15 protein-coding genes are annotated in these 13,781 nt (G+C 69.0%); 2 read left to right on the top strand and 13 right to left on the bottom strand.

The annotated features are described in order from the left end of the window. Window positions 1-30: 30 nt before the first annotated feature. Complete coding sequence (locus ACPEEZ_RS14355) at window positions 31-1,035, top strand: hypothetical protein (protein ID WP_423920490.1); 1,005 nt, start codon at window positions 31-33, stop codon at window positions 1,033-1,035. 215 nt (window positions 1,036-1,250) lie between these two features. On the opposite strand, the gene ACPEEZ_RS14350 is transcribed toward ACPEEZ_RS14355, so the two are convergent. The 3 genes from ACPEEZ_RS14350 to ACPEEZ_RS14340 are packed head-to-tail and all read right to left on the bottom strand — an operon-like array spanning window position 1,251 to window position 3,255. After that, window positions 1,251-1,946, bottom strand: a complete 696-nt coding sequence (locus ACPEEZ_RS14350) for a hypothetical protein (RefSeq protein ID WP_423920488.1) — start codon at window positions 1,944-1,946, stop codon at window positions 1,251-1,253. Between the two features lie 8 nt (window positions 1,947-1,954). Continuing rightward, window positions 1,955-2,899 carry an ABC transporter ATP-binding protein gene (locus ACPEEZ_RS14345; RefSeq protein WP_423920485.1) on the bottom strand — a complete coding sequence of 315 codons (945 nt, stop codon included), beginning with the start codon at window positions 2,897-2,899 and terminating at the stop codon, window positions 1,955-1,957. Beyond that, complete coding sequence (locus ACPEEZ_RS14340; protein ID WP_423920483.1) at window positions 2,896-3,255, bottom strand: GntR family transcriptional regulator; 360 nt, start codon at window positions 3,253-3,255, stop codon at window positions 2,896-2,898. Before ACPEEZ_RS14340 ends, ACPEEZ_RS14345 begins: the two co-directional genes overlap by 4 nt. A gap of 273 nt (window positions 3,256-3,528) precedes the next feature. Between ACPEEZ_RS14340 and ACPEEZ_RS14335 the strand changes: the two genes are divergently transcribed. Continuing rightward, complete coding sequence (locus ACPEEZ_RS14335; RefSeq protein WP_423920480.1) at window positions 3,529-4,566, top strand: LLM class flavin-dependent oxidoreductase; 1,038 nt, start codon at window positions 3,529-3,531, stop codon at window positions 4,564-4,566. Window positions 4,567-4,671: 105 nt separating this feature from the next. Here the strand turns inward: ACPEEZ_RS14335 and glgX are convergent, their stop codons facing one another. From glgX to ACPEEZ_RS14285, 10 genes are all read right to left on the bottom strand, one after another. Then, window positions 4,672-6,720 carry a glycogen debranching protein GlgX gene (glgX, locus tag ACPEEZ_RS14330; protein ID WP_423920477.1) on the bottom strand — a complete coding sequence of 683 codons (2,049 nt, stop codon included), beginning with the start codon at window positions 6,718-6,720 and terminating at the stop codon, window positions 4,672-4,674. Between the two features lie 150 nt (window positions 6,721-6,870). After that, a complete protein-coding gene (locus ACPEEZ_RS14325) occupies window positions 6,871-8,703 on the bottom strand; it encodes a cytochrome c oxidase assembly protein (RefSeq protein ID WP_423924293.1) in 1,833 nt (610 codons plus the stop codon). Between the two features lie 332 nt (window positions 8,704-9,035). Further along, a complete protein-coding gene (locus ACPEEZ_RS14320) occupies window positions 9,036-9,323 on the bottom strand; it encodes an HU family DNA-binding protein (RefSeq protein WP_423920474.1) in 288 nt (95 codons plus the stop codon). A gap of 105 nt (window positions 9,324-9,428) precedes the next feature. Then, window positions 9,429-9,734: a 30S ribosomal protein S14 gene (rpsN, locus tag ACPEEZ_RS14315; protein ID WP_423920471.1), complete on the bottom strand. Its 306-nt coding sequence runs from the start codon at window positions 9,732-9,734 to the stop codon at window positions 9,429-9,431. A gap of 2 nt (window positions 9,735-9,736) precedes the next feature. After that, the gene (gene rpmG, locus ACPEEZ_RS14310; RefSeq protein ID WP_043595944.1) at window positions 9,737-9,904 is read right to left on the bottom strand and encodes a 50S ribosomal protein L33; all 168 of its coding nucleotides are present in this window, start codon (window positions 9,902-9,904) and stop codon (window positions 9,737-9,739) included. Beyond that, a complete protein-coding gene (gene rpmB, locus ACPEEZ_RS14305; protein WP_022885355.1) occupies window positions 9,904-10,140 on the bottom strand; it encodes a 50S ribosomal protein L28 in 237 nt (78 codons plus the stop codon). Before rpmB ends, rpmG begins: the two co-directional genes overlap by 1 nt. Window positions 10,141-10,422: 282 nt before the next feature. Beyond that, entirely contained in the window at window positions 10,423-10,839 is a 417-nt protein-coding gene (locus tag ACPEEZ_RS14300; RefSeq protein WP_423920465.1) for a Fur family transcriptional regulator, read from the bottom strand. A gap of 13 nt (window positions 10,840-10,852) precedes the next feature. Then, window positions 10,853-11,755 carry a metal ABC transporter permease gene (locus tag ACPEEZ_RS14295; protein ID WP_423920463.1) on the bottom strand — a complete coding sequence of 301 codons (903 nt, stop codon included), beginning with the start codon at window positions 11,753-11,755 and terminating at the stop codon, window positions 10,853-10,855. Beyond that, complete coding sequence (locus tag ACPEEZ_RS14290) at window positions 11,752-12,540, bottom strand: metal ABC transporter ATP-binding protein (protein ID WP_423924291.1); 789 nt, start codon at window positions 12,538-12,540, stop codon at window positions 11,752-11,754. The genes ACPEEZ_RS14295 and ACPEEZ_RS14290 overlap by 4 nt, the downstream gene beginning before the upstream one ends. A 32-nt stretch (window positions 12,541-12,572) precedes the next feature. After that, on the bottom strand, window positions 12,573-13,634 hold the full coding sequence (locus tag ACPEEZ_RS14285) for a metal ABC transporter solute-binding protein, Zn/Mn family (RefSeq protein WP_423920460.1): 1,062 nt from the start codon (window positions 13,632-13,634) through the stop codon (window positions 12,573-12,575). Window positions 13,635-13,781 lie beyond the last annotated feature (147 nt).

Genomic DNA, 13,781 nt, shown 5'->3' with positions numbered 1-13,781 from the left:
ATCGTGACCCGCGCCTCCTAGGATGTGGACATGTCGTCGCCTGTGGGGGAGAGAAGGCGCGTCTCGCCCTGGTGGCCGCTGATCGCGATCTGGGGCGGAGCCGTCCTGCTCGTGGTCGTGGGATTCGTGGTCACCGTGGCCGCTCTGAACGCGACGATCTACAGTGCCTCCGGCTTCGCCAAGAGCTACGTGTCAGCGGTCGATCGCGGCGACGTGACGAGCGCCCTCGAACTGGCCGGCGTCACCCCCGGGGACGGCCTCGGCGACGCGCTGCTGCGGGTCCCGTCGAAGGGCGGCTTCGACGATGTCCACACGGTGGGCGACGTGGCGATCGGGGGCGGGGCCCACGCCGTGACGCTCGGATACACGCTCGACGGCATCGCGATCGAGTCGCAGTTCGTCGTGACCGGTGCCCGGTCGAACTTCGGTGTCTTCTCCTCGTGGACGTTCTTGCAGCCGCCGACCGCGACGGTCTCGATCACCCCGCAGCACGACCCCCGGTTCACCGCCGACGGCACGACCGTCACGACCGAGCAGGCCGGCGTGGCGACGGCGTTCACGGTGCTCGCGCCCTCCCGGTTCTCGATCACGCACGACAGCACGTTCTTGACCGCGCCGGCCGTGCAGGTCGTCGCGGGCTCGGTCGGTGCGACCACGGAGGCGCAGGTCGAGACCCAGGCGAAGGCCTCGTTCGTGAAGACGGTCCAGACCCAGCTCGACGATCAGCTGACGAAGGACTGCATCACACAGAAGGTGCTCTTCCCCGCCGGCTGCCCGTTCGGCCGCCAGGTCGACGACCGCCTGCTGAGCGACCCGACCTGGACCATGCCGCAGCTGCCGGTCGTCCAGATCGTGCCGTCGACGACACCGGGTCAGTGGCTCGTGCCCGGGGTCGAGGGCACGGCGCATGTCACGATGAACGCCCAGTCCCTGTTCGACGGCCGCAAGTACGCGATCGACGAGGACGTGCCCTTCACGGTCAGCTACGCCATCACCATCGGCACCGACGACACGATCGCGATCACCGCCCAGTAGCCGCGCCGCCACAGGCCCGCGTGGCGGCAGTGTTCTCGACCGGTCGACCCGCGCCTCCTCGTTTCGGCCGAAAGAACCTCGTTCTGGCCAATGCACCGCGTTACAACGAGGTGCATTGGCCAGAACGGGGTTCCGCAGCCGAACGCCACCGCCAGCACCACAGGCCCGCGGCCCGCGACGCACCGGCGCCCCCGCAGGCGCGCCGGAGCGCGGCCCTATCGGACGGAGGCGCGGCGCAAGAACCCCGTCATGCCCGCGATCGCGACGACGGTGAGCCCCATGGCGAGGACGGCGAGCCACCAGACTCGGAAGGCCTCGGCGATCGCACCGAAGGACGGTTCGAGCACCAGCGCGAGAACGGCGATCAGGACGACGACGGCGATGCTGAGCCCGAGGGGGCCTCGTGACCCGAACCGCAGCCACGCCGCCCCGAACAACCCGCCCAGCGCCAGAGCGACCATCGTGCCCAGGAACACGACCGGAATCAGCGTGAGGACGTCACCCGCCCCCAGGACGTCGATGTCGAACACGTAGAACCCCGCGCCCCAGTGCCCGGTCGCGAGCTCGAGGCCGAGCATCGCGGTGAACACGGCCGTCACGAAGACGGCGAGCACGACGTGCATGAGTGTGGTGCCGAGGGCGAAGTCGCGACGCGTCGTGCCGAAGGACGATGCGAGCGGGAACGCACCCGCCGTCGACTGCACGCCGTAGGAGACGAGATACCCCGACAAGGCATACGCCACAGCCGGGTTGGCACGCAGGCCGACGGCGGCGTCGGAACTCTCGTAGACGCCGCTGCGCAACAAGATGATCTGGATGACGAAACTCACCACGGTCGCGATGCCGAGCGTGAGGAGCGGGACGCCGAAGGCGGCCATCCGTCGACTCGCCTGCAGGCGCAGTACGGCCATGGCGCGGTTCATGAGCGTGCTCCCGACGTCGGGGTGGACAGGGAATCGGATTCGCCGCGTTCTGATGGTGGGGACGCGGAGGCGGGGGCGCCGTCGGCCCCCAGTGCGGCGACGACCTGTTGCAAGGAGACGCGGGAGAGCTCGACACCGGCCTTCGCAGCTTCGGCGCGGACACCCGCGTCGACACGGCCGTCGAGCGTGACCGTCTTCAGGCCCCCGATGCCGTGACTGGACAGCACCCGGCGGCCGAGCGTGAAGCCGTCGACGGCTGCGGTCGTACCGGCCACGGAATAGGCCGAGGCGCGTGCCTCGTCGACATCGGTATCGAGACGGACGCGCCCGTGGTCGAGCACGACCACCCGTTCGAGCAACGGCTCCATCTCGTCGATGAGGTGCGTCGAGACGACGATCGTGCGAGGGTGCTCCGAGTAGTCGGCGATCAGGCGGTCGTAGAAGACCTGCCGCGCGGTGGCGTCGAGGCCGAGGTAGGGCTCGTCGAAGACCGTGAGCTCGGATCGCGAGGCCAGACCGATCGTGATCGCGATCGCGGACTTCTGACCGCGCGACATCTTCTTGATCTGTGTCTTCTCGGGTATGCCGAACGCATCGGCGAGGGATCGGGCCAGGGGCGCGCTCCATCGGCGGTGGAACGACGGAGCGACCGCGAGCACGTGGCGGAGCGAAAAGCCGTCCGGGTAGCGCTGGTCGTCGCGGATGAAGGAAGTCCGCGCGAGGGTGGCCGCATTGTCGACGGGGTCGGCGCCGAAGACGCGAACCGAACCGGACGACGGGCGCTCCTGCCCCGCGATCAACGACATCAGCGTTGTCTTGCCGGCGCCGTTGCGGCCGAGGAGGCCGCAGATGGTGCCCTCGTCGATGACGAGATCGACGTCCTCCAAGGCGGTCGTCGAGCCGTACGAACGGTGCAGGCCGGTGATCTCGATCGTGCTCATGAATTCTTCTCCTGTTCGATCAGGCGCTGGAGCGTGGGAATGTCGATGCCGAGGGCAGTGGCCTCGTGAACCAGGGGGCGGACATATTGCTCGGCGAAGCGTTCGCGCCGGGCCGCGGCGAGCAGATCGCGAGCGCCCGAGGCGACGAACATGCCGATACCGCGCCGTTTGTAGAGGATTCCGCGGTCCACGAGCAGGTTGACGGCCTTGCCTGCCGTCGCCGGGTTGATGCGGTAGAACGCGGCGAGCTCGTTCGTCGACGCGACTGGCGACTCCTCGGCGTACGTGCCGTTGAGCACGTCGTCCTCGATCTGGGCTGCCAGCTGCTGGAAGATCGGCGTCCCGTCGTCGAGCACAGCACCTCCTGGTTGGTTCGTTACTTGACTAATGAACCTAGGAGGTGAGCGCGGAGGTGTCAAGCGTTCGGCCGAAAGAACTTCGTTCTGATCAACGCACCGCGCTATAACGAGGTGCGTTGATCAGAACGAGGTTCCGCCGCCGCCGCCGCACCCCGCACCCCGCACCCGTCGCACCCGCCCGCCGCACGCACCCCGCACCCCGCACCCGCAACACCCACCCACAACCCAGCCCCGTGCAGTACCATGCAAACGCATAGAAACGGAGCCCCCATGGCACACGAGATCGAGCTCGGACTCGACACCTTCGGCGACGTCACCGAACAGCACGACGGCACGCTCGTCACGCACGCGCAGGCGATCCGCAACCTCGTCGACCAGGCGGTCCTCGCGGACCAGGTCGGCCTCGACTTCATCGGCGTCGGCGAGCACCACCGCGTCGACTTCGCCGTCTCGGCCCCCGAGGTCGTGCTCTCGGCGATCGCGGCGCGCACCGAGCGCATCCGTCTCGGCTCGGCGGTCACCGTGCTCAGCTCCGACGACCCGGTCCGTGTCTACGAGCGCTTCGCCACGGTCGACGCCGTCTCGAACGGTCGTGCCGAGGTCATCCTCGGGCGTGGCTCCTTCACCGAGTCGTTCCCGCTCTTCGGTCTCGACCTGGCCGACTACGAGGTGCTGTTCGAGGAGAAGATCCAGCTCTTCGCCGAGCTCCTGAAGGACGCCCCCGTCACCTGGAGCGGCACCAAGCGCGGAGCCCTCACCGATCAGTGGGTCTACCCGCGCCCCGAGTCGGGCACGATCAAGACCTGGGTCGGCGTCGGCGGTTCGCCCCAGTCGGTCATCCGCGCGGCGCACTACGGTCTGCCGCTCTTCCTCGCGATCATCGGCGGTCAGCCTGCGCAGTTCGAGCCGTACGCCGACCTCTACCGTCGCGCGCTCGACCAGTTCGAGAAGCCGGCGCAGCCGATCGCGATGCACTCGCCCGGCTTCGTCGCGGAGACCGACGACGAGGCCCGCGAGCTCCTCTACCCGTACCAGGAGGCGCAGACCAACCAGCTCGGTCGCGAGCGCGGCTGGCCGCCCTACTCCCGCGCGCAGTACGACGCGAGTGCCGCCCCCGAGGGCGCCCTCTACGTCGGCTCGCCCGAGACCGTCGCGACGAAGATCGCCCGCAACCTGAAGCTGCTCGGCGCGACCCGCTTCGACCTCCGCTACAGCATGGGCACTCTGCCGCACGACGCGATGCTCAAGAGCATCGAGCTGTACGGAACGAAGGTCGCCCCGCTGGTCCGCGACATGATGACCGACTGACGCGCCTCCTCGTCGTCTCGCCACGCGAAGAACCCCGTTGCGGACGATGAACCCCGGTCGAACCGGGTCCATCTTCCGCAACGGGGTTCCGCGGCGGCCCGCAGCCTAGGAGGCGCGGCTCCGCAACAGCGTGAAGCTCGCGTCCCGCACGAGCAGCGTGGTCACCGCGCCCTCGACCTGCTGGTCGGGATCGCTCGAGCTCGCCAGCTCCCACTCGGCGCCGGGTGCGTCGGGCACCTGGAACTCGACGACACCCTCGGACCCGTTGACGAGCAGGGCGAACGTGTCGGCGTCACGGTGCGACAACACGAACGTGATCGCCTTGTTCTCGCCCTCGGCCCAGTCGCGCTGACCGAACGAGTGGTCGTCGGCGCGGCGCACCTGCACGTGGTCGTCGCTCTCGACCTCGGGCGCGTAGCGGAACCAGTCGGGCTTGAGCGCCGGCTGCGTCTTCCGCAGCGCGATCAGGTCGCGCGTGAACGACAGCAGCGACTCGTCGACGGCCGACCAGTCGAACCACGAGATCTCGTTGTCCTGGCAGTAGGCGTTGTTGTTGCCGCCCTGCGTGCGACCGAGCTCGTCGCCGCCGAGCAGCATCGGCACACCCGCGCTGAGCAGCAGCGTGCCGAGCAGGTTGCGGCGCTGGCGCTCGCGGTACTCGGTCACGGCGCCGTCGTCGGTCGGGCCCTCGATGCCGCCGTTGAACGACTTGTTGTCGCTCTCGCCGTCGTTGTTGTCCTCGCCGTTGGCCTCGTTGTGCTTCTCGGCGTACGAGGTGAGGTCGTGCAGCGTGAAGCCGTCGTGCGCGGTGATGAAGTTGACGCTCGACAGCGGCGACCGGCGGTCGGCCTCGTAGACGTCGGGGCTGCCGAGCACACGGTCGGAGAACGTCGCGAGCACGCCGGGCTCACCGCCCCAGAACGAGCGCACGTCGTCGCGGAACTTGCCGTTCCACTCCGACCAGTCGGCCGGGAACCCGCCCACCTGGTAGCCGGCGGTGTCCCACGGCTCGGCGATCATCTTGACGCTCTGCAGCACCGGGTCCTGGTGGATCAGCGTCAGGAAGGCGCTGTGCTCGCTCGCCTCGCCGCCCTGACGGGTCAGCGTCGTGGCGAGGTCGAAGCGGAACCCGTCGACGTGCATCTCGGTGACCCAGTAGCGCAGGCTGTCCATGATCAGGCCGAGCGCGGCCGGGTGCGACACGTTGAGGCTGTTGCCGGTGCCCGTCGTGTCGAAGTACGACGCCTCGTCGCCCTCGACCAGGCGGTAGTAGGCGGCGTTGTCGATGCCCTTGAACGACAGCGTCGGGCCCATGTGGTTGCCCTCGGCGGTGTGGTTGTAGACGACGTCGAGCCAGACCTCGAGGCCGGCGGCGTGCAGGGCCTTGACCATCTCCTTGAACTCCTGCACCTGGCCGCCCGCGGTGCCGGCGGCCGCCGAGGCGTACTCGTTGTGCGGCGCGAAGAAGCCGATCGTGTTGTAGCCCCAGTAGTTGCGGAGGCCCTTCTCGTCGAGGTGGCTGTCCTGCACGAACTGCTGCGACGGCAGCAGTTCGACGGCGGTGACGCCGAGATCGGTGAGGTGCTTGATCGCCGCGGGGTGGGCGAGGCCGGCGTACGTGCCGCGGATGTCCTCCGGCACGTCGGGGTGCGTCTGCGTGAAGCCCTTGACGTGCACCTCGTACACGACGGTGTCCTCGAGGGTGGTCAGCGGGCGCGCGTCGTCGGCCCAGTCGAACGAGCGGTCGGCCACGATGCTGCGCGGCGTCGCGTCGGCCGAGTCGGTGTCGTCGCGCTCGGTCGGCTCGTTCATGTCGTGACCGAAGACCGCCTGGCCCCAGTCGTAGCCGCCGTCGACGGCCGTGGCGTACGGGTCGAGCAGCAGCTTGTCGACATTGTGACGGAGGCCCGTGGCCGGGTCCCAGGGGCCGTCGACCCGCAGGCCGTAGCGGCTGCCGACCCCCGCCTCCTCGATCACGTCGTGGAACACGTGACCGGTGCGCTGACCGAGCTTGGTGCGCGTCTCGGTGCCGGCGTCGTCGAACAGGCAGAAGTAGACGGCGTCGGCCGTCTCGGAGTAGACGGCGACGTGGACGCCGCCTCCGTCGAGAGGGGTGACGCCGAGCGGATAGGGCAGCGTGCGGGGATCGGTCATACCCCGATTGAACCGGGGCAGGCTGAGAGACGTACCCCGTGCGCGAAGAACCCCGTTGCGGAAGACGAACCCCGTTCGAAACGGGTTCATTTTCCGCAACGGGGTTCGGGCGACGAGGAGGCGCGGGTCGGCTCCGTCAGGAGGCGCGACTCAGCGCCGCGGCCCGTCCTGCGTCGACATCTGCGCGAGTTGCTCGTTGTACGCGTTCAGCTCGGCGTCGCCGTCGCGGTCGGCCTGGCGGTCGCGACGCTTCTGCTCGCGTCCGTCGCTGCGGCTCCACATGATGGCGACGGCGACCGCGAGGGCCAGGGTGGGGATCTCGCCGACACTCCAGGCGATGCCGCCGGCGGTGTACTGGTCGTCCATCGGGGTCGGGCCCCACGTGCGGCCCATGGCGCCGTACCAGTCGGCGAGGAAGAGACTCGTCGACGTCATGATGCCGATGCCGAAGAACGCGTGGAACCCCATGGTCGCGAGCAGCACGACCAGGCGCATCGGATACGGCAGGCGTCCCTTCACCGGGTCGATGCCGATCATCGACTGCACGAACAGGTACCCGACGATCAGGAAGTGCACGATCATCCAGTAGTGCCCGATGTGCGTCGTCGTCGCCCAGCTGAACAGGGACGTGTAGTAGAACGCGAAGAGCGAGCCGGCGAACATCACCGCGGCCACGATCGGGTTGCTGATGACGTTCGCGAAGCGCGAGTGCACGAGGATCATGATCCACTCGCGACCGCCGCGCGTACCGTCCGTGCGCTTCGCGATGGTGCGCAGGGCGAGCGTGACGGGAGCACCCGGCACCAGCAGCACGGGGATGACCATGCCGAGCACCATGTGCGCCAGCATGTGCGAGCTGAACAGGTACTCCTGGTAGACGTTCGGCGAGCCGCAGGTGACGTAGAACAGCGTGAGCACGCCGGCGATCCACGAGATCGTGCGGCCGATCGGCCAGCGGTCGCCGCGCTGGCGCATGCGGACGACGCCGGCGACGTAGAAGAAGATCAGGAAGACGCAGAGCAGCCCCCAGAGCAGGTCGATGTTCCACTCGGTGAGGTAGCGGATCGGCGTCAGCTCGACCGGCAGCTTCTCTTCGGTGAGGATCTCGGCGGCCGTCGGGCTCGCCAGATCGGTGGCGGGGACCTGCTCGACCGGCGTCGCCGTCCGGCCGAGGGCGGCGGCGACACCCGACGCGAGACCCATGAACGCGAGCTCGGCCGAGATGAACCACCAGAAGTACCGCGTGGTCGCGGTGGGGTGCGTCGCCATGCGGCCCACCAGGAACCGGCGCTGCACGAGGCCGAACAGGCCCAGCGCCACGAGGGAGAACGTCTTGATCAGCACGAGCACGCCGTAGCCGCTGGTCAGCTCGGCGAACGAGCCGACCCGGATGGCCGCGCTCGCGATGCCCGAGACGCCCACGACGACGAAGCAGATGATGGCGAGCGTCGAGTAGCGCGCCAGCACGACCGCGAGGCGCCCGCGATCGAGCACGCCGCGCAAGAAGACGAGCGCGACGAGACCGCCGAGCCAGACGGACGCCCCCTCGAGGTGCAGGGCGAGCGCCGTGACGGCGGCGTCGTGGCCGGTCGTGCCGGCGGCGTGGCCCTGCTCCGCGATCGGGATGAGCGCGTAGCCGGCCAGGAACAGCACGACGACGAGGGCCCAGATGTTGCGCACGGCGAAACAGAGCACGGTGACGGCCGCCGCGATGAGGGTGGTCTGCAGCCACGCCTGGCCGAGGGCCGTGTCGGTGAGGAAGAACGCCAGCGTCTTGCCGAACTGGTCGTCGAGCGTGACGGGCACGTTCGCGACGCTGAGGAACGTGAAGAACGTGGTGGCGGCCGAGGCGACGGCCCAGAACGCGGCGGCGCCGGCCGCCACGTCGAGGGCGCGGGCGTACTCGGGCTTCGAGCGCGACAGCGCGAAGACCGTCAGCATCAGCGTGCCGATCGTGACCGCGGCGCCGAGGTTGTTGAACATCTTGGCGATCGGCAGGCCGTAGCGCACCGTCGAACCGGGGTCGACCACGAGCGGTGCGTCGGCGGCACCGCCGAACTTCAGCGCGGCGATCACCGCGACGAAGGCCACCAGCACGAGCAGGGCGGGCCCGGCGACGCGGCTGACGCCGGCGCCCGGAGACGAACCGGCACCCGAGGAGGCACGGGGCCGGGTCGGCGCGACGGCCGGCCGGGAAGCGCGTTCGGTGAGTGGCACGGAGAGAAGCCTAAGTCGTGGTTGCTGGACGCGGGCGGGGCACAGCAAAGGGGATGACGACCGAAGTCGTCATCCCCTGAAGCCTTGCAGTGCGAGGACTACTTGACAGCAGCCTTGAGCTTGCTGCCGGCGCTGACCTTGACGCTGTCGCTGGCGGCGATCTCGAGGGCCTCACCCGTCTGCGGGTTGCGGCCGGTGCGCGCGGCGCGGTGGGTCTTCTCGAAGGCGATCCAACCGGGGATGGTCACCTTGGTGCCCTCGGCGACGGACTTCGAGACGACGCCGAAGAACGCGTCGACGACACCGCTGACGGCAGCCTGGCTCTGGCCAGACTCGGCGGCGACGGCTGCGACGAGCTCGGTACGGTTCAGTGACTTGTCAGCCATGTAAATGTCCTCCTCGGACTTGATTCGGTTTTACCGGATGCGGTGGTAACCGCATCCGTGCGGAACAGACCATAAGGCCGAGGGCCCTGTGGAACCGCGTAAAACCTACCAGGAAGACTTCGTGATGCCCGGCAATTCGCCTCGGTGAGCCATATCACGGAAGCGGACACGGCTGATGCCGTACGCCTTGAGGTGACCACGGGGGCGACCGTCGACGGCGTCGCGGTTGCGGAGGCGGACCGGCGACGCGTCGCGGGGCAGCTTCTGCAGACCGAGGCGAGCGGCCTCGCGGCTCTCGTCGGTGCCGTTCGGGTCGATGAGCGCCTTCTTCAGCTCGAGACGCTTCTCGGCGTAACGGGCGACGATGACGGCGCGCTGGTCGTTCTTGGCGATCTTGCTCTTCTTGGCCATGTTTAGCGCTCCTCGCGGAATTCGACGTGCTTGCGGATCACGGGGTCGTACTTCTTCAGCACGAGGCGATCGGGGTTGTTACGACGGTTCTTCTTGGTCACGTACGTGAAACCGGTGCCCGCCGTCGAACGGAGCTTGATGATGGGACGGACGTCCTGCTGACGAGCCATTAGATCTTCTCCCCACGAGCGAGAAGGTCTTTCACGACCGACTCGATGCCACGAGCGTCGATCACCTTGATGCCCTTGGCGCTGAGCTGCAGGGTGACGTTACGACGAAGCGACGGCACGTAGTACGTCTTCTTCTGGATGTTCGGGTCGAAACGACGCTTGGTGCGTCGGTGCGAGTGCGAGATGTTGTGTCCGAAGCCGGGGATGGCTCCAGTCACCTGGCATGTTGCTGCCATGGTTGTCCTCCGTAGATACCGTAGGAGCCGGAGCCCCTACCCAAGGTCACTTGTCGGCGCGCCGATCCCCCCTCGCCCCGAGACACGGCGCTCGAGAGCGCCCTGGTCTGGGCCGTGTTGCTGGGGAGGCGGTGCACATGAGCGCAGATAGCACTCAACCAAACGTCAAGAGTACGCGACACGCCCGGGCTCACGCAACTCCGCGCCTCCTGGTGTCCGGGGCCCCGCGGGCGTCGCGAGACGCACCCGGCAGCCCGGATCGGACCGGGGAGGCGGTGGGGCTCAGACCGGGGAGGCGGTGGGCACGCCGGCCGCGGCGGCGGCGGTGCACGCCGGGCAGAGCCCGAAGACGTCGACGATGTGCTGCGGCTGGGTGAAGCCGTGCTTGGCCGCGATCTGCTGGGCCCAGGTCTCGACCTCGTCGGCCTCGATCTCGACGGTCGCGCCACAATTGCGGCAGATCAGGTGGTGGTGGTGCGTGCCGGGTGTGCAGGCGCGGTAGAGGCTCTCGCCCTCTTGCTGCAGCGAGTCGGCCGCGCCGTCGGCGGCGAGATCGGACAGGGCGCGATAGACGGTCGCCAGGCCGATGCCCGTGTCGCGGAGTCGGTTGTGCAGCGCCTGTGCGCTGACGAACCCCTCGCTGGTGTCGAGCGCCTCGCGGACAGCCTCTCGCTGCCAGGTGTTGCGCCGGACTACCACGCCGTACCGCCCGTCATCGTCCTGCCTCCGTCGTCGTCGACGTCCAGGGTAGTCCGTGTCGTCGGGTGGGGCGCTGGGCACGACGGACGCGCCGCCACGAGACGATGCGGCAGACGAGCCAGATGGCGAACGAGATGGTCGTCACGTACGGGCTGATCGGCAGCCCGCCGCCGAGGGCGAGCAGGATGCCACCGACGACCGACACGACCGCGAAGACGACGCTGAGGATCGGCACGAGCAGTGGGTTGACGGTGAGACGCAGGGCCGCCGCGGCCGGGGTGACGAGCAGGGACAACACGAGCAGGGCTCCGACGATCTGCACCGACACCGCGACCGAGAGGCCGAGCACGAGCATGAACACGATGCCGAGCGTGCGCACCGGCAGGCCGGCCGCCGCGGCGACGTCGGGGTCGACGCTCGCGAAGGTCAGGGGCCGCCAGATCACGAACAGCGTGACCACGACGAGCGCCGAGATGACGAGCAGCGCCCCGAGCTGCGGGTTGTCGACCGAGACGATCTGACCCGTCAGCAGGCCGAACTTGTTGGCGGACCGGCCCTTGTACAGCGCGAGGAAGAGAATGCCGAGGCCGAGTCCGAACGGCATCAGCACGGCGATGATCGAGTTGCGGTCGCGGGCCCGGTTGCCGAGCAGGCCGATCAGCAGTGCGGCCAGCACGCTGCCGACGAGCGACCCCGCGACGACGTTGACACCGAGCAGCAGGGCCGCCGAGGCCCCGGCGAACGAGAGCTCGCTGATGCCGTGCACGGCGAACGGCAGGTTGCGGGTGATCACGAACGGCCCGATCAGGCCGCCGACCAGACCGAGCACGGCACCCGCGATGATCGAGTTCTTCACGAGCGCGACGAGCGGGCCGAAGTCCTGGAACGAGAACAGCTGCGACCAGAGGTCGGTCATCGCACGAGCCCTTCGGTGTCGGGTCCGGCATCGACGTGGTGGTGGTCGGCGTCGTGGCCGTGACCGCCGACGATGACGATGCGGCCCATCGTGCGGATGACGTCGACGGGCGTGCCGTAGAGGTCGCTGAGCACGGCGGGCTGCAGGACCTCGTCGGGGGTGCCCACGCGGAACCGTCCGCCGGCGATGTAGAGCACCCGGTCGACGACGTCGAGGATGGGGTTGACGTCGTGCGTGACGAACACGACGGCGGCGTCGCGGGCGCGGCGCTGGCGGTCGATCAGCTCGGTGACGCCGCGCTGGTGCCGCAGGTCGAGCGAGATGAGCGGCTCGTCGCAGAGCAGCAGCGCGGGGTCGGCGGCGAGGGCCTGGCCGACGCGCGCTCGCTGCTGCTCGCCGCCGGACAGGTCGGCCACGGCGTGATCGGCGAAGGAGGCGGCGCCCACCTCGTCGACGAGGGCGTCGATCTTCGCGCGCTCGGCCGCCGACTCGCGGCGCAGGCCGAAGCGGTGCCCGGTGACGCCGAGGGCGATCATGTCGCGGGCACGCAGGGGTGTGCCGGCCTCCATCAAGCGCTGCTGCGGGATGTAGCCGATGCGCCGGTGCCCACGCCGAACGGGTCGACCGAGGAACTCGATCGACCCGTCGGTCAGTTCTTGCTGGCCCAGCACGGTGCGCAGCATCGTCGTCTTGCCGGCGCCGTTCGGCCCGAGCACGGCCAGGAACTCGCCCGGCATCACGTCGAGGTCGAGCCCGGACCACAGCGTGCGGTCGCCGAAGCGCATACCGGCGCCTCGAAGACGTAACGCGGGTTCGGTCACTTGGCCAGTGCCTCCTTGATGCTGTCGATGTTCGCCTGCTGCCACGAGATGTAATCATCCCCGCTCGGGAGCAGTTCCGTGACCGGCACGATCGGGACGCCGGACTTCTCGGCCGCCGACTGCACCTGCGTGGTCTCGGGGCTGGAGGTCTGCTCGTTGTAGGCGAGCAGGGCGATCTTCTTGTCGGACGCGAGCGCGAGCATGTCGCGGAGGGCCGCCGGCGAGACGTCGTCGCCCTCTTCGATGGCCTCCGAGAACGCCGACGGGGTCACGTTGTGCAGACCCATCTCGTCGAACAGGTAGCCCGGCACGGGCTCGGTGTAGGCGACGTCGGTGCCGTCGTGCGCGGTCTTGATGGCCGCGGTCTGCGACTCGAGGTCGTCGATCTTGGCCTCGAACGCCTTCGCGTTCGTGCTGAAGGTGTCGGCCTTGGCGCTGTCGATGCGGCCGAGCTCGTCGGCGATCGCGGTGGCGAGCTTCGCCATGCTGGGCAGCGAGTAGAAGACGTGCTCGTTGAACTCGCCGTGGTCGTGCGCGTGGCCGCCGTGGTCGTCGGCGCTGGCGCTCGCATCGCTGCTCGCCTCGGCGCTCGCGTCGCTGCCGGCGCTCGCGTCGGACGACGGTGCGTCGGTCGCGTGGTCGTGGTCGTCGGCGTCGGCGTCGGTGTCGAGACCGGACACGTCGACCGCGTTGATGACCGTGGCCTTCGAGTCGCTCGCCTTGACCATCGTGTCGACGAACGAGTCGTAACCGCCGCCGTTCTCGATGACGACGTCGGCGCGCGAGATCGCGAGCTGGGTGCGGGCGTCGCCCTCGTACGAGTGCGGGTCCTGCGAGGGGTCGCTGATGATGCTGGTCACGGTGACGGCGTCGCCGCCGACGGTCGACGCGATGTCGCCGTAGACGTTGGTCGAGGCGACGACCTGGATCGCGCCTCCGTCGGTGCCGCTGCCGGAGGCGCTGTCGCCGGTGGCCGAGCAGCCGGTCGCGACGAGCGCGAGGGCGGCTGCGGCGCCGAGCGCCGGGATGAGGCGGCGGAGGGGGAGTCGAGAAGTCATGGGAATTCCGTCTAAGGCGGCGCGCTACGGGGAGCGGTCGGGTGCGCTGCCTCGAGGCCCGGCCTGCCTCCGACGCTATTGCTACTGATAATGATTGTCAAAACGAGTAACGGGACCCCCGGCCTGTGCCTCGCAATGTGCGACCAT

The organism is Frigoribacterium sp. 2-23 (assembly GCF_049601585.1).
Lineage (GTDB): Bacteria > Actinomycetota > Actinomycetes > Actinomycetales > Microbacteriaceae > Frigoribacterium.
Note: the sequence above shows the minus strand (reverse complement) of the source record. Positions and strands in the feature narration are given on the sequence as shown.